Genomic DNA, 20,411 nt, shown 5'->3' on the forward strand with positions numbered 1-20,411 from the left:
CATACCGTTCCTAATGTCAAAATGTGTGACTTTAATCACATTATTTTGTCACTTTTTGTCAAGGGAACCTTTTTGTGAGTTATCGCAGGAAGAGGTGATTTTTCACTTGAGGAAAGCCAGAAAGCAGGCCATATTTGATGGGTTGCGTCATGCAAAAGTCATCAGCGTCATGACGCGAAACGGATAAAAAAACGGCAGCCCTTGGGCTGCCGTTTTTGCATATGAAAATCGATCAGGTGTTGCTGCTATTGGCGGCGATAATTTTCGCCACTTTGTCAGCCTGCGTCGTCATCTGCATTTCGCGATAGGCATTTTCCATTAGCGGCAGGGCGTCACGCGTGGCCTGCGTATCCGGGAAATCGCGCAGCATACCTTCTACACGGTTAACCACGGCAACCCATGCGCCGCGCTTGGTGTAGTAATCCGCAACGGAGTACTCATACTTCGCCAGGCGATCTTTCAGGAACACCAGACGTTTGGTGGCGTCGGTGGTGTACTGGCTGTTCGGATAACCGCGGACCAGTTTCGAAAAGTCATTGAACGCAGCTCGCGCATGCTGCGGATCGCGGTCGCTACGATCGACACCAAAGAATCCTTGTAATGCGCTGTCATCTAACGCCATATTGGTCAGACCACGCATATACATGACATAATCAATGTTAGGATGCGTCGGGTTCAGGCGGATAAAGCGATCGATAGCAGCCTGAGCAAGCGGCAGATCGGCGTTTTTGTAGTAGGCATAGATGAGATCTAACTGCACCTGCTGAGAATAGGGACCAAATGGATAGCGGTTATCCAACGCTTCCAATTGCGTTATTGCCTGTTTCCAGTTACCGTCCTGCAGCTTTTGCTGAGCAGTCGCGTAGATTTCATTAGGCGGATTATCGGGCACCTCTTCCTTTGAACCAGAGCAACCCGCCAAAAACAGGCTCAACGTGGCTGCTGCCACCAGATATTTCATGCGCGTCATGACGTTTTGACTTTCCTCAAAATGTTTACGGGAGATTCTCTGTTCCTGCTCCCGGTTAAGACCAGCTACAATAGCACACTATATTAAACGGCAAAGCCGTAAAACCCAACGATAAACGAAGAAGCTGTATATGGCACAACGAGTACAACTCACCGCAACAGTATCCGAAAATCAACTCGGTCAACGCTTAGATCAAGCTTTGGCCGAAATGTTCCCTGATTATTCGCGATCGCGCATAAAAGATTGGATTCTTGATAGGCGCGTGTTGGTCAACGGTAAACTTTGCGACAGACCTAAAGAAAAAGTGTTAGGCGGAGAGCTGGTCGCCATCGATGCTGAAATCGATGAAGAAATCCGCTTCGAGCCTCAGGATATCCCACTGGATATCGTTTATGAAGATGATGACATCATTGTTATCAACAAGCCGCGCGATCTGGTTGTCCACCCTGGCGCGGGCAATCCGGACGGTACGGTTCTGAATGCGTTACTGCATTATTATCCGCCGATTGCTGATGTTCCACGTGCGGGTATTGTCCATCGTCTGGATAAAGACACCACTGGACTGATGGTGGTCGCGAAAACCGTTCCGGCGCAGACGCGTCTGGTGGAAGCGCTGCAGTTGCGTGAGATCACCCGTGAATATGAAGCGGTAGCGATCGGTCATATGACCGCAGGTGGCACGGTGGAAGAACCTATCAGCCGTCACCCGACGAAACGTACCCATATGGCGGTGCATCCGATGGGTAAACCGGCGGTCACGCACTATCGCATCATGGAGCACTTCCGTGTGCACACGCGTCTGCGGTTACGTCTGGAGACCGGACGTACGCACCAGATCCGCGTGCATATGGCGCATATCACCCATCCGCTGGTGGGCGATCAGGTGTACGGTGGCCGTCCGCGTCCGCCGAAAGGGGCGTCGGATGTGTTTATCTCTACGCTGCGTAAATTCGACCGTCAGGCGCTGCATGCCACTATGCTGCGTTTGTATCACCCGATTTCCGGTATCGAAATGGAATGGCATGCGCCAATCCCGCAGGATATGGTTGAACTGATTGACGCGATGCGCGCGGATTTCGAAGAACATAAGGATGACGTGGCCTGGCTATGAGTGAGCTTATTGTCCCGCAGTGGCCTCTACCGAAAGGTGTGGCGGCCTGCAGTTCGACCCGTACAGGCGGCGTGAGTTTGCCGCCGTATGATGCATTAAATCTGGGGGCTCACTGCGGCGATAACCCGGAGCATGTCGACGAGAACCGCAGACGCCTGTTTGCTGCGGGCAATCTGCCTTCAAAACCGGTCTGGCTGGAGCAGGTTCATGGAAAAGATGTCCTGAAGCTAACCGGCGAGCCTTACGCCTCTAAACGGGCGGATGCTTCATACAGTAATACTCCGGGCACCGTTTGCGCGGTGATGACGGCGGACTGTCTGCCCGTATTATTCTGTAACCGGGCGGGTACTGAAGTGGCGGCAGCCCATGCGGGCTGGCGTGGATTATGTGAAGGCGTACTGGAAGAGACGGTGGCCTGTTTTGTCGACAAGCCAGAAAATATTCTTGCCTGGTTAGGCCCGGCGATTGGTCCAGCCGCGTTTGAAGTTGGGCCAGAGGTGCGTGAGGCATTTATCGCCAAAGAGGCTAACGCGCATGAAGCCTTTGTGCCGCACGGTGAAAAATATCTGGCGAATATTTATCAGCTTGCGCGCCAGCGCCTGGCAAAGGTTGGCATTGAGCAAATTTATGGCGGTGACCGCTGTACTTTTAGTGAAAATGAGACTTTCTTCTCTTATCGTCGCGACAAGACCACGGGGCGTATGGCAAGTTTTATTTGGCTGATATAACCTAAAGAATCAAGACGATCCGGTACGCGTAATTTTCTTTTCACATAATTCAGGTCAATAACCTTGAATAATTGAGGGATGACCTCATTTAATCTCCAGTAGCAAATTTGACCTGTTATGGGAGGAGTTATGCGTCTGGATCGTCTTACTAACAAATTCCAGCTTGCTCTTGCCGATGCCCAGTCACTCGCACTGGGGCACGACAACCAATTCATCGAACCTCTTCATTTAATGAGCGCCTTGCTGAATCAGGAAGGGGGATCGGTACGTCCTTTATTAACCTCTGCCGGCATTAATGCCGGACAGCTACGCACCGCCATCGATCAGGCGCTGAGTCGTTTACCGCAGGTGGAAGGCACCGGCGGCGACGTCCAGCCGTCTCAGGATCTGGTGCGCGTACTGAATCTTTGCGACAAGCTGGCGCAAAAGCGAGGGGACAACTTTATTTCGTCAGAACTGTTCGTTCTGGCGGCGCTTGAGTCGCGCGGCACATTGCCCGATTTACTGAAATCGGCTGGTGCAACAACCGCCAATATTACTCAGGCAATTGAACAAATGCGTGGAGGTGAAAGCGTGAATGACCAGGGGGCTGAAGACCAACGTCAGGCCTTGAAAAAATACACAGTCGATCTGACCGAGCGTGCTGAGCAGGGCAAACTTGACCCGGTTATCGGCCGTGACGAAGAGATCCGCCGTACCATTCAGGTGCTGCAACGTCGTACTAAAAACAACCCGGTGTTAATCGGTGAACCTGGCGTCGGTAAAACGGCGATTGTTGAAGGGCTGGCACAGCGGATCATTAACGGTGAAGTTCCGGAAGGGTTAAAAGGCCGTCGCGTACTGGCGCTGGATATGGGTGCGCTGGTGGCAGGGGCAAAATACCGTGGTGAATTTGAAGAACGCTTAAAAGGCGTACTTACCGATCTCGCCAAACAGGAAGGGAATGTCATCCTGTTTATCGACGAACTGCACACGATGGTCGGCGCGGGTAAAGCGGATGGCGCAATGGATGCCGGGAACATGCTGAAACCGGCGCTGGCGCGTGGGGAACTACACTGCGTGGGGGCGACAACGCTCGACGAGTATCGCCAGTACATCGAAAAAGATGCGGCACTGGAACGTCGTTTCCAGAAAGTGTTTGTAGCAGAGCCTTCAGTGGAAGATACCATCGCGATTCTTCGTGGTCTGAAAGAACGTTATGAACTGCATCACCATGTACAAATTACGGACCCGGCAATCGTTGCGGCGGCTACGCTGTCTCATCGCTACATCGCTGACCGTCAGTTGCCGGATAAAGCTATTGACCTGATCGATGAAGCAGCATCCAGCATCCGTATGCAGATTGACTCCAAGCCGGAAGAACTGGACAGACTCGACCGCCGTATTATCCAGCTCAAACTGGAACAGCAGGCGCTGATGAAAGAGTCTGATGAGGCGAGCAAAAAACGTCTCGACATGCTTAACGAAGAACTGGACGACAAAGAGCGTCAGTACTCTGAATTAGAAGAAGAGTGGAAAGCGGAAAAAGCGTCGCTCTCCGGAACCCAAACGATTAAGGCCGAGCTGGAACAGGCGAAGATTGCCATTGAGCAGGCTCGTCGTGTTGGCGATCTGGCGCGGATGTCCGAACTGCAGTACGGCAAAATCCCTGAGCTGGAAAAACAGCTGGAAGCCGCGACCCAGTCTGAAGGCAAGACCATGCGTCTGCTGCGTAATAAAGTGACGGATGCGGAAATTGCCGAAGTGCTGGCGCGCTGGACTGGCATTCCGGTTGCGAGAATGCTGGAAGGTGAGCGCGAAAAACTGTTGCGTATGGAGCAGGAGTTACACAGCCGCGTGATCGGGCAGAACGAAGCGGTAGAAGCGGTATCGAACGCGATTCGTCGTAGTCGTGCGGGTCTTGCCGATCCAAACCGTCCGATCGGTTCGTTCCTGTTCCTCGGCCCAACCGGGGTAGGTAAAACCGAGCTCTGTAAAGCGCTGGCAAACTTTATGTTTGATAGCGATGATGCGATGGTGCGTATCGACATGTCCGAGTTTATGGAGAAACACTCGGTGTCTCGTCTGGTAGGGGCGCCTCCGGGATATGTCGGCTATGAAGAGGGGGGGTACCTGACAGAAGCGGTTCGTCGTCGTCCTTATTCGGTCATTCTGTTAGATGAAGTTGAAAAAGCGCATCCTGATGTGTTCAACATTCTTCTGCAGGTACTGGATGACGGTCGCCTGACCGACGGGCAGGGGAGAACGGTCGACTTCCGTAATACGGTAGTTATTATGACCTCTAACCTGGGTTCCGATCTGATTCAGGAACGCTTCGGCGATCTGGACTACAGCCATATGAAAGACCTGGTGCTAGGCGTGGTGAGTCACAACTTCCGCCCTGAATTCATAAACCGTATAGATGAGGTTGTCGTATTCCATCCGTTGGGTGAACAACACATCGCATCTATTGCGCAGATCCAACTGCAGCGTCTGTATAAACGTCTGGAAGAGCGTGGCTATGAAATCCACATCTCCGACGAGGCACTGAAACTGCTGAGCGCGAATGGTTATGATCCGGTGTATGGGGCTCGTCCGTTGAAACGTGCAATCCAACAGCAGATCGAAAACCCGCTGGCGCAGCAAATCCTGTCTGGTGAGTTAATTCCAGGCAAAACGATTCGTCTTGAAGTAAACAACGATCGTATTGTCGCAGTACAGTAATTTCTGATGAAATAATAAATGGGCTCTCCGGAGCCCATTTTTGTTTAAAAAACAGGCTAAAATGACGGTTTATGAGGCTGATTGCCTGGAAAGTGAGCGGTTGATAAGTTTTTTGTATTTTTGACTTGTCAGCCTGAAATACTCCCTATAATGCGCCTCCACTGACACGGAACAACGGCACGCAAGCCGCCGGGTCAGCGGGGTTCAGAGATGAATACCCACAGAGAAAAGCGAAATAAATGCTTGACTCTGAAGCGGGAAAGCGTATTATGCACACCCCGCGCCGCTGAGAAAAAAAGCGAAGCGGCACTGCTCTTTAACAATTTATCAGACAATCTGTGTGGGCACTCAAAGTGACATGGATTCTTAATGTCTTCGGACACTAAATGAATACCAAGTCTCAAAGAGTGAACACGTAATTCATTACGAAGTTTAATTCTACGAGCATCAAACTTAAATTGAAGAGTTTGATCATGGCTCAGATTGAACGCTGGCGGCAGGCCTAACACATGCAAGTCGAACGGTAACAGGAAGCAGCTTGCTGCTTCGCTGACGAGTGGCGGACGGGTGAGTAATGTCTGGGAAACTGCCCGATGGAGGGGGATAACTACTGGAAACGGTAGCTAATACCGCATAACGTCGCAAGACCAAAGAGGGGGACCTTCGGGCCTCTTGCCATCGGATGTGCCCAGATGGGATTAGCTTGTTGGTGAGGTAACGGCTCACCAAGGCGACGATCCCTAGCTGGTCTGAGAGGATGACCAGCCACACTGGAACTGAGACACGGTCCAGACTCCTACGGGAGGCAGCAGTGGGGAATATTGCACAATGGGCGCAAGCCTGATGCAGCCATGCCGCGTGTATGAAGAAGGCCTTCGGGTTGTAAAGTACTTTCAGCGGGGAGGAAGGTGTTGTGGTTAATAACCGCAGCAATTGACGTTACCCGCAGAAGAAGCACCGGCTAACTCCGTGCCAGCAGCCGCGGTAATACGGAGGGTGCAAGCGTTAATCGGAATTACTGGGCGTAAAGCGCACGCAGGCGGTCTGTCAAGTCGGATGTGAAATCCCCGGGCTCAACCTGGGAACTGCATTCGAAACTGGCAGGCTTGAGTCTCGTAGAGGGGGGTAGAATTCCAGGTGTAGCGGTGAAATGCGTAGAGATCTGGAGGAATACCGGTGGCGAAGGCGGCCCCCTGGACGAAGACTGACGCTCAGGTGCGAAAGCGTGGGGAGCAAACAGGATTAGATACCCTGGTAGTCCACGCCGTAAACGATGTCTATTTGGAGGTTGTTCCCTTGAGGAGTGGCTTCCGGAGCTAACGCGTTAAATAGACCGCCTGGGGAGTACGGCCGCAAGGTTAAAACTCAAATGAATTGACGGGGGCCCGCACAAGCGGTGGAGCATGTGGTTTAATTCGATGCAACGCGAAGAACCTTACCTGGTCTTGACATCCACAGAACTTGGCAGAGATGCCTTGGTGCCTTCGGGAACTGTGAGACAGGTGCTGCATGGCTGTCGTCAGCTCGTGTTGTGAAATGTTGGGTTAAGTCCCGCAACGAGCGCAACCCTTATCCTTTGTTGCCAGCGGTCCGGCCGGGAACTCAAAGGAGACTGCCAGTGATAAACTGGAGGAAGGTGGGGATGACGTCAAGTCATCATGGCCCTTACGACCAGGGCTACACACGTGCTACAATGGCATATACAAAGAGAAGCGACCTCGCGAGAGTAAGCGGACCTCATAAAGTATGTCGTAGTCCGGATTGGAGTCTGCAACTCGACTCCATGAAGTCGGAATCGCTAGTAATCGTGGATCAGAATGCCACGGTGAATACGTTCCCGGGCCTTGTACACACCGCCCGTCACACCATGGGAGTGGGTTGCAAAAGAAGTAGGTAGCTTAACCTTCGGGAGGGCGCTTACCACTTTGTGATTCATGACTGGGGTGAAGTCGTAACAAGGTAACCGTAGGGGAACCTGCGGTTGGATCACCTCCTTACCTTAAAGAACCTGCCTTTGTAGTGCTCACACAGATTGTCTGATGAAAAGTGAATAGCAAGGCGTCTTGCGATTGAGACTTCAGTGTCCCCTTCGTCTAGAGGCCCAGGACACCGCCCTTTCACGGCGGTAACAGGGGTTCGAATCCCCTAGGGGACGCCAGCGTTCAAACTGATGAGGTGCAAACCTCCCAGGGGACGCCACTTGCTGGTTTGTGAGTGAAAGTCACCTGCCTTAATATCTCAAAACTGACTTCAGAGTCATGTTTGAGATATTTGCTCTTTAAAAATCTGGATCAAGCTGAAAATTGAAACGACACACAGTTAATGTGTGTTCGAGTCTCTCAAATTTTCACAACACTGACGGTGTTTTACGAAACATCTTCGGGTTGTGAGGTTAAGCGACTAAGCGTACACGGTGGATGCCCTGGCAGTCAGAGGCGATGAAGGACGTGCTAATCTGCGAAAAGCGTCGGTAAGGTGATATGAACCGTTATAGCCGGCGATGTCCGAATGGGGAAACCCAGTGCAATTCGTTGCACTATCGTTAAGTGAATACATAGCTTAACGAGGCGAACCGGGGGAACTGAAACATCTAAGTACCCCGAGGAAAAGAAATCAACCGAGATTCCCCCAGTAGCGGCGAGCGAACGGGGAGCAGCCCAGAGCCTGAATCAGCATGTGTGTTAGTGGAACGGTCTGGAAAGGCCGGCGATACAGGGTGACAGCCCCGTACACAAAAGTGCATGTGTTGTGAGCTCGATGAGTAGGGCGGGACACGTGGTATCCTGTCTGAATATGGGGGGACCATCCTCCAAGGCTAAATACTCCTGACTGACCGATAGTGAACCAGTACCGTGAGGGAAAGGCGAAAAGAACCCCGGCGAGGGGAGTGAAAAAGAACCTGAAACCGTGTACGTACAAGCAGTGGGAGCCTCATTTATGGGGTGACTGCGTACCTTTTGTATAATGGGTCAGCGACTTATATTCTGTAGCAAGGTTAACCGAATAGGGGAGCCGAAGGGAAACCGAGTCTTAACTGGGCGTTAAGTTGCAGGGTATAGACCCGAAACCCGGTGATCTAGCCATGGGCAGGTTGAAGGTTGGGTAACACTAACTGGAGGACCGAACCGACTAATGTTGAAAAATTAGCGGATGACTTGTGGCTGGGGGTGAAAGGCCAATCAAACCGGGAGATAGCTGGTTCTCCCCGAAAGCTATTTAGGTAGCGCCTCGTGAACTCATCTTCGGGGGTAGAGCACTGTTTCGGCTAGGGGGTCATCCCGACTTACCAACCCGATGCAAACTGCGAATACCGAAGAATGTTATCACGGGAGACACACGGCGGGTGCTAACGTCCGTCGTGAAGAGGGAAACAACCCAGACCGCCAGCTAAGGTCCCAAAGTCATGGTTAAGTGGGAAACGATGTGGGAAGGCTCAGACAGCCAGGATGTTGGCTTAGAAGCAGCCATCATTTAAAGAAAGCGTAATAGCTCACTGGTCGAGTCGGCCTGCGCGGAAGATGTAACGGGGCTAAACCATGCACCGAAGCTGCGGCAGCGACACTATGTGTTGTTGGGTAGGGGAGCGTTCTGTAAGCCTGTGAAGGTGTGCTGTGAGGCATGCTGGAGGTATCAGAAGTGCGAATGCTGACATAAGTAACGATAAAGCGGGTGAAAAGCCCGCTCGCCGGAAGACCAAGGGTTCCTGTCCAACGTTAATCGGGGCAGGGTGAGTCGACCCCTAAGGCGAGGCCGAAAGGCGTAGTCGATGGGAAACAGGTTAATATTCCTGTACTTGGTGTTACTGCGAAGGGGGGACGGAGAAGGCTATGTTGGCCGGGCGACGGTTGTCCCGGTTTAAGCGTGTAGGTGTGTGTTCCAGGTAAATCCGGTTCACTCTAACACTGAGGCGTGATGACGAGGCACTACGGTGCTGAAGTAACAAATGCCCTGCTTCCAGGAAAAGCCTCTAAGCATCAGGTAACATCAAATCGTACCCCAAACCGACACAGGTGGTCAGGTAGAGAATACCAAGGCGCTTGAGAGAACTCGGGTGAAGGAACTAGGCAAAATGGTGCCGTAACTTCGGGAGAAGGCACGCTGATATGTAGGTGAAGTGATTTACTCATGGAGCTGAAATCAGTCGAAGATACCAGCTGGCTGCAACTGTTTATTAAAAACACAGCACTGTGCAAACACGAAAGTGGACGTATACGGTGTGACGCCTGCCCGGTGCCGGAAGGTTAATTGATGGGGTTATCCTTAGGGAGAAGCTCTTGATCGAAGCCCCGGTAAACGGCGGCCGTAACTATAACGGTCCTAAGGTAGCGAAATTCCTTGTCGGGTAAGTTCCGACCTGCACGAATGGCGTAATGATGGCCAGGCTGTCTCCACCCGAGACTCAGTGAAATTGAACTCGCTGTGAAGATGCAGTGTACCCGCGGCAAGACGGAAAGACCCCGTGAACCTTTACTATAGCTTGACACTGAACACTGGTCCTTGATGTGTAGGATAGGTGGGAGGCTTTGAAGTGTGGACGCCAGTCTGCATGGAGCCAACCTTGAAATACCACCCTTTAATGGCTGGTGTTCTAACGTGGGCCCGTAATCCGGGTTGCGGACAGTGTCTGGTGGGTAGTTTGACTGGGGCGGTCTCCTCCTAAAGAGTAACGGAGGAGCACGAAGGTTAGCTAATCCTGGTCGGACATCAGGAGGTTAGTGCAAAGGCATAAGCTAGCTTGACTGCGAGCGTGACGGCGCGAGCAGGTGCGAAAGCAGGTCTTAGTGATCCGGTGGTTCTGAATGGAAGGGCCATCGCTCAACGGATAAAAGGTACTCCGGGGATAACAGGCTGATACCGCCCAAGAGTTCATATCGACGGCGGTGTTTGGCACCTCGATGTCGGCTCATCACATCCTGGGGCTGAAGTAGGTCCCAAGGGTATGGCTGTTCGCCATTTAAAGTGGTACGCGAGCTGGGTTTAGAACGTCGTGAGACAGTTCGGTCCCTATCTGCCGTGGGCGCTGGAGAATTGAGGGGGGCTGCTCCTAGTACGAGAGGACCGGAGTGGACGCATCACTGGTGTTCGGGTTGTCATGCCAATGGCACTGCCCGGTAGCTAAATGCGGAAAAGATAAGTGCTGAAAGCATCTAAGCACGAAACTTGCCCCGAGATGAGTTCTCCCTGACCCTTTAAGGGTCCTGAAGGAACGTTGAAGACGACGACGTTGATAGGCCGGGTGTGTAAGCGCAGCGATGCGTTGAGCTAACCGGTACTAATGAACCGTGAGGCTTAACCTTACAACGCCGAAGCTGTTTTGGCGGATTTGAGAGAATTTTCAGTTCAGCTTGATAACAGATTATGTCACTTCGAGGAAACGGGGTGATAAAACAGAATTTGCCTGGCGGCTGTAGCGCGGTGGTCCCACCTGACCCCATGCCGAACTCAGAAGTGAAACGCCGTAGCGCTGATGGTAGTGTGGGGTCTCCCCATGTGAGAGTAGGGAACTGCCAGGCATCAAATTAAACAGGAAAACCTCATGCGAAAGCATGGGTTTTTTTGTTTTATCTGCAGTTCAGTGAAGAGGCCATTCTGCGGATGGCCTTTTTGCGTTTATATCTACTTCTAAACCTTTCAAATCTCCTGCGCTTACTCCTAAATTCTTTCCCTGCTAATTAAAATCGTGATCCCTGTCTCATAATAAAATATAACAATTATATAACATTTCATTTACTAAAAATGACAGCAAACACAACCGAAAAGAACAATCGGAACTTTGGCAGGAGTACCATTCTAATGACTGAAAGCAGTGTAACTGCGAACGGGTCACTGACTGACAGTGATACCCGTCGTCGCATATGGGCAATTGTAGGCGCATCATCCGGAAATCTGGTTGAATGGTTTGATTTCTATGTCTACTCGTTCTGCTCGCTCTATTTTGCCCACATCTTCTTTCCTTCCGGAAATACGACAACGCAGCTACTACAAACCGCAGGTGTTTTTGCCGCCGGGTTCTTAATGCGTCCTATTGGCGGCTGGCTATTCGGTCGTATCGCCGATAAACATGGCCGTAAGAAATCCATGCTTTTGTCCGTGTGCATGATGTGTCTGGGATCGCTGGTGATCGCCTACCTGCCGGGTTATGAAACCATTGGAACCTGGGCTCCGGCACTGTTATTGCTGGCGCGTTTGTTCCAGGGGTTATCCGTCGGCGGGGAGTATGGCACCAGCGCAACCTATATGAGTGAAGTTGCCGTAGAAGGCCGTAAGGGGTTCTACGCCTCTTTTCAGTACGTCACGCTTATTGGCGGTCAACTGTTGGCTCTGCTCGTTGTGGTTGTCTTACAGCAGACCATGGAAGATTCAGCACTCAGAGAGTGGGGCTGGCGTATTCCTTTCGCTTTAGGTGCTGTGCTGGCGGTGGTGGCGCTCTGGTTGCGTCGTCAACTGGATGAAACGTCAAAGCAGGAAACTCGTGCGCTGAAAGAGGCGGGATCGCTGAAAGGGTTATGGCGTAACCGCAAAGCCTTCATCATGGTGCTGGGTTTCACTGCGGCAGGATCGCTGTGCTTCTATACCTTCACTACATATATGCAAAAGTATCTGGTGAACACCGCAGGTATGCATGCCAATGTGGCGAGCGGCATTATGACGGCGGCGCTGTTTGTTTATATGCTCGTGCAGCCGCTGTTTGGCGCACTGTCAGATAAAATTGGCCGACGTACCTCTATGTTGTGCTTCGGTGCGCTGGCAACCCTGTTTACTGTGCCTATTTTGACCGCACTTCAGAATGTGACTTCACCGTATGCAGCATTTGGTCTGGTGATGTGTGCGCTGCTGATTGTCAGCTTCTACACGTCAATCAGCGGTATTTTGAAAGCTGAAATGTTCCCGGCGCAGGTTCGCGCACTAGGTGTGGGGCTTTCTTATGCCGTGGCGAATGCGCTGTTTGGTGGTTCTGCGGAATATGTGGCGCTGTCGCTGAAATCGGTCGGTATGGAGACCTCGTTCTTCTGGTATGTCACCGCTATGTCGATCGTGGCATTTCTGGTCTCGCTGACGTTGCATCGAAAAGGGAAAGGTCTGCGTCTCTAGTGATGTGCCATTTGCCAGAGGGTATAGCCGGTCGTTGCGCCGGCGACATCCCAGGCAAAGTCTTTCCAGCTCCAGCCGCTCCCTGCGGGGCGGCTATCCCAAAGTTCTTTTGCTGCCCCCAGACCTACCGAGAACATCAAACCCACCATCGCACTGCGATCGCGGTTCATCCCCTGATGTTGAGCGAACTCATTGCCTGCGGCTGAGAGCATCGCGGAAGCAATAAAGTGCTGTGCTTTGTCCTGCCCACTCCAGCTGTCCTGCGCCATATGGCTACAGCCTGACAAAATAAAGACACTAAGAAGAAAAATAACGCGCACCCGCGGTCCCCATAGAAAAAACCCCGTTCAGGACGGGGTCTCGCTTACAGAATACGGCTTATCAGCCGGTCGATTCGAATACGACGCAATCGACGGATCAGTTTGCGAACTTTTACCGGGTAATCGGCAATGCTCTGCAAGTCACGATAGTGCTTAACGACGGTGGTATGCGTACGAATCAGCGCCAGCTCTTTCTCTCGCTGCGCAGCCAATTCTTGCTTAGGATCGTGGATCAGGATCGCATTTTCCAGATCCAGACGCCAGGCGCGCGGGTTGAGGTTGTTCCCGGTCAACAGCATCCACTTGTCATCGATCCACATCCCTTTGAGATGGTAGGTGTTATCGTCATCTTTCCACAGACGGACAACCAGCTGATCGGTATTCACGTAATACTGCAAACGGCTCAGGAAACGACGCAGGTTAATCTCATAGAGATAGGGTAGTGCGCCGATTATCTTAAATGGCTCGTTTTCCGGGATATAAAAGTCGTTGGCGGTTTTGTCTCCCACAATGATCTCAACCTTTTTCCCTTCCCGCAGCAGTTGAATGATGTTGCGGACAAGAATTGCCGGCAGGTTGAAATAGGGGGTGCAAATCGTAAGCTTATGCTCCGCACAGGGCATAAGGTGGAAAATGGTTTTGTTGAGCAGGCTGGATTTCCCCAGACCGACCAATGGCGTCACGGACAGCTGTTCATTATCGGCATCGCCCTGGAAGTGATAAGCGGCGTCGCGTAACTCCTGGCGATATAAACGAATGTCGTTTTTAATCTCCGGGCTTTTCGGACGCAGGGTATTATCCAGACGATTCACGCCACGACCGTTCATCAGGTTCTGGGTCACCCATTCGAACATGATGTCAGCCATTCGGGCGTTGCGGATTAACTGATAGCGGTCATAGCGATATTTATCGTGCTGATGCAGATAAACATCGTTCAGACTTGCACCGCTATACAGGACGCTATCATCGATGATAAAGCCTTTAAAGTGCAGAACGCCGAGGGCTTCACGGGTATTGATCGGTACGCCGTATACTGGAACATCGACTCCCGGATTTTCATGTGCCATCCGGCAATACCAGTCGGCATTAGTATTGGATGCTGCCGCGCCAATACGTCCACGCTGCGCACGATGCCAGTCGACGAGTACCCGAACATCCAATTCAGGACGCTGCCGTTTCGCCTCGTATAGCGCGCTGAGAATGCCTTTGCCACCGTCGTCCTGTTCCAGATACAGGGCAATAATGCAAATGCGCTGCTTCGCGCTGGCTATCTTTTCCAGCAGGGTCTCCCTGAACCTGGCGGGAGCATAAAAGAAATCGACATCATCAACTGATTGAGAAATCTTAGGTAGTTGGGCAAGGTGTTGTTGATGTTTGTTACGCTTAAATTTTGACAACATCACAGTGCATTTCTTCTCTGTTCATTGAAGGGTCCTCTGTGCTATGCAGACGACATAAGCGGGTAATGATAACACCGTCCCCGTCAAAGTGGTCAACATTTCCAGTACCTTACTCACGATTCCTCGGGCGGAGCCAGATCCAGCGACAGCCCGACGATTCCCTCTTCGAGCTGGATATCCACGCTAAAGCCAAGCTTACGCGCCAGCGCGACCATGCCACGATTATTTGGCATCGTAATACCATTCAGCCTTCTCAGTCCGTGATCTCGTGTATAGGTAATCAATTTTTCCAGCAATCGACGACCCAATCCTAACCCTTTGAGATCGGAACGAACCAGCACGGCAAATTCTGCATCAATGTTATCCGGATCGGAGATCGCACGGGTCACGCCGAGGATCTCTTCCGTTCGTTCTACGCGCCTCACCGCGACAAACGCCATTTCCCGATCGTAGTCGATCTGCGTCATGTTAGCTAAATCTTCATGAGTAAATTCATTTATCTCACTGAAATAACGGTAATAAAGATCTTCTTTGGTGACCTGGGAAATAAACTGCTGAAGCTGAGGTTCATCCTCGGGCAGGATAGGGCGGAACAGACATTGCTCGCCGTTTTTCATCTCCACCCACTCTTCCAGTTGCTGCGGGTAGGGGCGAACGGCAAGACGGCTTTCGTTATCGCCCTCGAATGGGGCGATATCCAGCGTGACGTCCAGAGCAGTGAACTCACCGGCGGAGGCCAGCAGCGGATGAATATCCAGACGCTGGATCTCGGGGCAGTCGACAATCAGGTTTGAGACCTGGACCAGCAGTTGGCTTAATCCTGCAACATCCAATGGGCGCAACGCACTGCGGCCGCGGATCTTTTTATTCTTGATCGCCTGAATCACTAAATAGCGCGCCAGGTTCATGTTCAACGGAGGTAATGCCACCACGGCCTGCTCCTCAGGACGCCACTCCACGCCGCCTTCACCCAACATAATCAATGGGCCAAACACCGGATCGTGCTCAACCACCACGCGCAGTTCCTGTGCCCCAGCACGATTCGCCATGCTTTGCACCAGCAGACCGTGGATCCGCGCCTGCGGCCAGGCCATTTTCACGCGATCGATAATGGCGTTGGCTGCCTGCTGAACTTCATTTGCCGTGCGCAGGTAAAGCATGACGCCCTGAACTTCAGATTTGTGCGGGATGTCCGGCGAACGCAACTTCAGTGCAACCGGATAGCCAATTTGTTCCGCAATATGGACGGCTTCGATGCTGTCGCCGGCAATCCAGGTCGGGAGCGTATGCAAGCCATAAGCCTGCAGGATCGGCTGAACCTCATGGGTGTCAAGCGAGGTCGCGCCTTCAGCAATTGCCTGCTGAAGCAGATCATGCGCCTGGGCCGTGTTGGACGTCAGATTACTGGGCAGGGCCGGCGTTTCACGCAGTTGTTTCTGGTTTCGCCTGTACTCGACCATATGCATAAACGCGGTGATAGTCCCTTCCGGGGTGCGATAAGTGGGGAGTCCGGCTTCACTGAACAGTCTGCGGGCTTCCTGGGAGGAAAACTCCCCACACCAGTTGGTCAACAGCGAGACAAATTTCCCGCGTGGATGATGCTTAACGGATTCAATCAGCGTCTGAGCACACTCGGTTGCGGGGGCGGCGGCGCTGGGGGAATGAATCACCATCAGCGCGTCAAAATCCTGGCTGGCGAGCAGGATATCCAGCGTTCGGGTGTAATGCTCAATGCTGGCATCGTCGCGCAGGTCCAGCGGGTTGGCGATCTCAACATGGACAGGCAGAGCATCGCGCAGCTTCTGACTGGTCTCTTCACTCAACATGGCCAACTTGCCGTTACGTGACCAGAGTTGATCAAGCGCCAGCGCCGCAGGCGCGGCACCGTTACTGATGATCATCAGCCTGTCGCCGCGCAGAGGGCGCATGTGGCTGAGCGTTTCCACTGCGGAAAAAAGCTCGTGGGTATCATTCACGCGCAGCAAACCGGCGCGCTGGATGGCGGCATCCCAGGCAGGATCCATTCCGGCGCTGGTATGCAATAACCGCTGTGCCGCCGGGCTGCGGCCGCTTTTAATCACCAGGATTGGTTTATTGCGTGAGGCACTACGGGCGGCAGAAACAAAGTGTCGGGCATCGCTGAGATGTTCGAGGTAAAGCAGAATGGCACTGGTTTTGCTGTCGCGTGCCAGATAATCCAGCAGCTCATCGACATCAATATCCAGGCTGTCACCGAGTGCAATAAAGTAGGAGAACCCCATTTCCCGCTGCTGCGCCCAGTCGAGAATGGTATTGGAGACCGCGGCGGACTGAGAAATAAACGCCAGCTTGCCGCGTTTAATCGGGACCGGTGAGAAGCTGGCATTCAGCCCCTGCCAGGGGGCCAGCAGGCCAAGACTGTTAGGCCCGAGCAGACGCATGTTGTAGCGTTGCGCACAGGCCAGTAGTTCTGCATGTTGCGCGGCGGGGGCCGAGAGAATAATGCAGGTTTTACAGCCTTTTTCCCCCAGGGCTTCCAGCAATGCCAGATTGCGGCTGGCATTGGTGCACAATACGGCGAGGTCGGGGGTGAAAGGCAGGCTGGCAACATCGGGCCAGGCCAGGACGCCCAGAACGGCTTTCCAGGCGGGGGTTACCGGCAAGACAGGACCGTTAAATCCTCCCGCCAGCAGGTTGCGCATCATCAGATAACCAGCCCGATTGGGCTTCATCGATGCCCCGATTACCGCGATCGATTTTGGTCGCAGAAGCGCTTCCAGTCCTCGCTGACTCATACCGGTTTCCCTTACACAGAAGTGACCGAATGATTCTAAACGCTTTCTGCTGACTCTGCTGTGATGCTTCCCTGATGTTGGGTTTTTCCTGCAAGGTAGCGCGTTTTAAAGCGGGTAAAGTGCTCGCCCAGGCCGCTTGCCGCATCGGTATCCCCGGCCAGATCCAGCAGCGCAATGGCGACTTCGGCCGTGCAATATTGCCCTTCGGCATGGACTTCGCGCAGATGGTAGGCCGACAGACGCGACAGATCCACGGAGATCACGGGTAGAGAGTCGAGATACGGGCTTTTGCGGAACATCTTACGCGCTTCCGGCCAGGTGCCGTCGAGCATTATGAACAGCGGAGGCTTATCTGTTGGTGGGGTAAAAATCACCTCACGTTCGGCTCCGGCATACGATGCAGGAAAGACGACGATCGGTTGATAATCCGGGTTTTTCACCAGATCCAACATGGCCTGCGGCGGTTCTGTTCGTGACCATTGAAACGCGGCGGTGTCCGGTAAAATATCGGCGATCAGACGTCCGGTATTGCTCGGTTTCATCGGTTCCGTATCAAACATCACCAGACAAAAACGGCTTGTCGCCCGAGAGGGTGACAGCGTCGCGCACAGGCAAAGTTTCAGCGGCAGCAGGCAGCGCTGGCAGCGGCGAATGCGATTGCCTCGGGCGAGAAAAGGGCGAGTGGCGCGCGCCAGACGTTCAGCGCGAAGCTTGAGAACAGCGTTTTCAGTCATAGTGAATGCGTTGAAAAACGCTATTGTCGCAGAGGTGAATACGGGGCACAAGATGCGCCCCGCGGAGTTTACAGTGATTCGTTCAGCCAGTTGTCAAATGGCGCTTTGGGAACCGCGCCGTTCAGCATGTCGACAACCTGACCATTTTTGAAGATCATAATGGTGGGAATGCTGCGGATACCAAAGCGCGCGCTGAGCTCACGTTCGGCCTCCGTGTTGACCTTCACGAAGCGAACTTTGCCGCTGCGCTCTTCGGCGACATCTTCAAATATAGGGGCGAAGTTACGGCACGGGCCGCACCACGGTGCCCAAAAGTCGATCACCACGGGCAGATCGTCTTTGAGCAGTTTATCCAGTGTTTCACCGGTCGCATTGATCACCTCCCCGTCGAACAGGTCGTGACCACAGCGTCCGCATTTTGCCGCATCCTCAACCCGATCGTCGGGAATGCGGTTGATGGCCTGGCAGCTGGTACAAACGGTATTCATAACAAACCTCTGGATGCGTCGGGGTGTTGAACGGCAGAAATGCCGGTATGTTTCCAATATGTTACATATTATCGATGAGACTGTTTTAAACGACAATCTGTTTTATTCAATGAGTACAATAGTCATAAGCTTTTAAATGAAATAATGGCTAACCTGGTGCACATCGGGTAATCTGCGCGCTTCGCGCAGCGCTGGTGGAGAAAAGCATGAACGATGAATTGAAAAGTAAAAGCGGCAAGGTCAAAGTGATGTATGTCCGCAGTGATGATGATTCTGATAAACGTACCCATAACCCGCGTACCGGGAAAGGTGGCGGGCGTCCAGGAAAATCTCGTGCCGACGGTGGCCGTCGCCCCGCCCGCGATGAAAGAACCCCTCAGAACCGCGATCGCAAGCGTGAAGACTCGCCGTGGCGGACCGTATCCCGCGCGCCGAGTGATGAAACGCCTGAAAAAGCCGATCACGGTGGTATCAGTGGTAAAAGCTTTATTGATCCTGAAGTCTTACGTCGTCAGCGTGCGGAAGAGACCCGCGTTTACGGTGAAAATGCCTGTCAGGCCCTGTTCCAGAGCCGTCCGGAAGCGATTGTCCGTGCCTGGTTCATTCAGAGCGTCACGCCACGTTTCAAAGAAGCACTACGCTGGATGGCGGCAAACCGCAAAGCGTACCATGTGGTTGATGAAGCGGAACTGACGAAAGCCTCAGGAACTGAGCATCACGGCGGTGTCTGCTTCCTGATTAAAAAACGTAACGGCACCACGGTGAAGCAGTGGGTGAGCCAGGCGGGCACGCAGGACTGCGTGTTAGCGCTGGAAGATGTTTCTAACCCGCACAATCTTGGCGGCATGATGCGTAGCTGCGCGCACTTCGGTGTGAAAGGCGTGGTGGTGCAGGATGCGGCGCTGCTGGAATCCGGCGCGGCGATTCGTACCGCAGAAGGCGGTGCCGAACACGTTCAACCGATTACCGGCGACAGCATCGTTGATGTGCTGGATGATTTCCGTCAGGCGGGCTACACCGTGGTGACAACGTCCAGCGAACGCGGCAAGCCGCTGTTTAAAACCGAACTGCCAGAGAAAATGGTGCTGGTGTTAGGTCAGGAATTTGACGGTTTGCCAGATGCGGCGCGTGATGCCAGCGATCTGTGCGTGAAAATTGATGGCACGGGTCACGTTGAAAGCCTGAACGTCTCGGTGGCAACCGGTGTGTTGCTTGCCGAATGGTGGCGTCAGAACAAAGCCTGACAGAAAAAATGCCAGCGAATCGCTGGCATTTTTTTATTCGCTCTCTGCCGGTAAAACAGGCATCCAGTCAATCGGCTTTTCGCCGCGTTGTTCCAGCCACTGATTCGCCAGGACAAAATGGTTACAGCCAAAGAACCCACGATGCGCCGAGAGCGGTGAGGGGTGAGGCGCTTTCAGAACATGGTGACGTTTCTTGTCAATAATCGCGCCTTTCTTCTGCGCATGAGAGCCCCAGAGCAGGAAAACTACCCCTTCACGATGTTCGTTAATCAGGCTGATCACTTTATCGGTAAAGGTTTCCCATCCCAGACTGGCATGAGAATGCGCCTGACCCGCCCGCACGGTTAATACCGTATTGAGCAGTAGAACCCCCTGATGCGCCCAGCTTTCAAGATAACCGTGGGCAGGACGAGTGAAACCGGGGATTGACCCTTCCAGTTCCTTATACATGTTCAGCAGCGAGGGGGGCGTGGCAATACCGGGGCGAACGGAAAACGCCAGACCATGCGCCTGACCGGGGCCGTGGTACGGGTCCTGTCCAAGGATCACGACCTTAACATCACCCAGCTCGGTGAAGCGAAACGCATTGAACACATCTTTTTGCGGCGGATAAACCGTTATCCCGGATTGACGCTCTCCGGCAACGGTATGCAGCGTATTCATAAAGTAGGGCTGCTGTTTCTCTTCAGCCAGCACATCGTGCCAGGTTAATTCAGTGGCCATCTCGCTCTCCTGCGAATTTTTAATCACCATAGCTTAACTGCTTCTTTCGATGGCGCAAAATGCTCTCCGCAGCGGTGTGTGCTATGCACTTAATAAAGTTGAAAATTTGTGTAAAAAGTTTATG

12 protein-coding genes, 1 tRNA gene, 3 rRNA genes and 1 pseudogene are annotated in these 20,411 nt (G+C 52.8%); 10 read left to right on the plus strand and 7 right to left on the minus strand.

From position 1 onward, the window contains the following. Window positions 1-232 precede the first annotated feature (232 nt). Complete coding sequence (gene bamD, locus GBC03_10760) at window positions 233-970, minus strand: outer membrane protein assembly factor BamD (GenBank protein QFS70655.1); 738 nt, start codon at window positions 968-970, stop codon at window positions 233-235. A 34-nt stretch (window positions 971-1,004) separates the two neighbouring features. Here bamD and GBC03_10765 point away from each other — a divergent pair. From GBC03_10765 to GBC03_10805, 9 genes and pseudogenes are all read left to right on the plus strand, one after another. After that, window positions 1,005-1,189: pseudogene (locus GBC03_10765) on the plus strand (hypothetical protein). Then, the gene (gene rluD / locus GBC03_10770) at window positions 1,101-2,081 is read left to right on the plus strand and encodes a 23S rRNA pseudouridine(1911/1915/1917) synthase RluD (GenBank protein QFS70656.1); all 981 of its coding nucleotides are present in this window, start codon (window positions 1,101-1,103) and stop codon (window positions 2,079-2,081) included. Before GBC03_10765 ends, rluD begins: the two are co-directional and overlap by 89 nt. Next, window positions 2,078-2,809: a polyphenol oxidase gene (gene pgeF / locus GBC03_10775; GenBank protein ID QFS70657.1), complete on the plus strand. Its 732-nt coding sequence runs from the start codon at window positions 2,078-2,080 to the stop codon at window positions 2,807-2,809. The genes rluD and pgeF overlap by 4 nt, the downstream gene beginning before the upstream one ends. 129 nt (window positions 2,810-2,938) lie before the next feature. Continuing rightward, window positions 2,939-5,512, plus strand: coding sequence for an ATP-dependent chaperone ClpB (gene clpB, locus GBC03_10780; GenBank protein QFS70658.1), 2,574 nt, complete (start codon window positions 2,939-2,941; stop codon window positions 5,510-5,512). A gap of 455 nt (window positions 5,513-5,967) precedes the next feature. Continuing rightward, a 16S ribosomal RNA gene (locus GBC03_10785) occupies window positions 5,968-7,519 on the plus strand. Between the two features lie 75 nt (window positions 7,520-7,594). Beyond that, a tRNA-Glu gene (locus GBC03_10790) sits at window positions 7,595-7,670 on the plus strand. A 223-nt stretch (window positions 7,671-7,893) separates the two neighbouring features. Then, window positions 7,894-10,826 (plus strand): 23S ribosomal RNA (locus GBC03_10795). A gap of 83 nt (window positions 10,827-10,909) precedes the next feature. Continuing rightward, window positions 10,910-11,025 (plus strand): 5S ribosomal RNA (gene rrf / locus GBC03_10800). Together the 16S, 23S and 5S rRNA genes with 1 tRNA gene alongside form the textbook arrangement of a ribosomal RNA operon. Before the next feature lie 280 nt (window positions 11,026-11,305). Continuing rightward, window positions 11,306-12,604 carry an MFS transporter gene (locus GBC03_10805; GenBank protein QFS70659.1) on the plus strand — a complete coding sequence of 433 codons (1,299 nt, stop codon included), beginning with the start codon at window positions 11,306-11,308 and terminating at the stop codon, window positions 12,602-12,604. Here the strand turns inward: GBC03_10805 and GBC03_10810 are convergent. The 5 genes from GBC03_10810 to trxC form a co-directional block, all read right to left on the minus strand. Further along, entirely contained in the window at window positions 12,601-12,924 is a 324-nt protein-coding gene (locus tag GBC03_10810; protein ID QFS70660.1) for a YfiM family lipoprotein, read from the minus strand. The genes GBC03_10805 and GBC03_10810 overlap by 4 nt on opposite strands. A 44-nt stretch (window positions 12,925-12,968) precedes the next feature. Beyond that, on the minus strand, window positions 12,969-14,324 hold the full coding sequence (gene pssA, locus GBC03_10815) for a CDP-diacylglycerol--serine O-phosphatidyltransferase (GenBank protein ID QFS73972.1): 1,356 nt from the start codon (window positions 14,322-14,324) through the stop codon (window positions 12,969-12,971). A 113-nt stretch (window positions 14,325-14,437) separates the two neighbouring features. Beyond that, a complete protein-coding gene (gene pat, locus GBC03_10820; protein ID QFS70661.1) occupies window positions 14,438-17,098 on the minus strand; it encodes a protein lysine acetyltransferase in 2,661 nt (886 codons plus the stop codon). 35 nt (window positions 17,099-17,133) lie between these two features. Beyond that, window positions 17,134-17,832 carry a DTW domain-containing protein gene (locus GBC03_10825; GenBank protein QFS70662.1) on the minus strand — a complete coding sequence of 233 codons (699 nt, stop codon included), beginning with the start codon at window positions 17,830-17,832 and terminating at the stop codon, window positions 17,134-17,136. A 68-nt stretch (window positions 17,833-17,900) separates the two neighbouring features. Continuing rightward, entirely contained in the window at window positions 17,901-18,320 is a 420-nt protein-coding gene (gene trxC, locus GBC03_10830; protein QFS70663.1) for a thioredoxin TrxC, read from the minus strand. A 206-nt stretch (window positions 18,321-18,526) separates the two neighbouring features. Between trxC and GBC03_10835 the strand changes: the two genes are divergently transcribed. Then, window positions 18,527-19,564 (plus strand): tRNA/rRNA methyltransferase, encoded by a 1,038-nt coding sequence (locus GBC03_10835; protein QFS70664.1) that lies wholly within the window; start codon window positions 18,527-18,529, stop codon window positions 19,562-19,564. A gap of 33 nt (window positions 19,565-19,597) precedes the next feature. Here the strand turns inward: GBC03_10835 and GBC03_10840 are convergent, their stop codons facing one another. Next, window positions 19,598-20,287, minus strand: coding sequence for a uracil-DNA glycosylase (locus tag GBC03_10840; protein ID QFS70665.1), 690 nt, complete (start codon window positions 20,285-20,287; stop codon window positions 19,598-19,600). Between the last annotated feature and the right edge of the window lie 124 nt (window positions 20,288-20,411).

Origin of the sequence: Citrobacter telavivensis, from assembly GCA_009363175.1 — a bacterium.
Classification (GTDB): domain Bacteria; phylum Pseudomonadota; class Gammaproteobacteria; order Enterobacterales; family Enterobacteriaceae; genus Citrobacter_A; species Citrobacter_A telavivensis.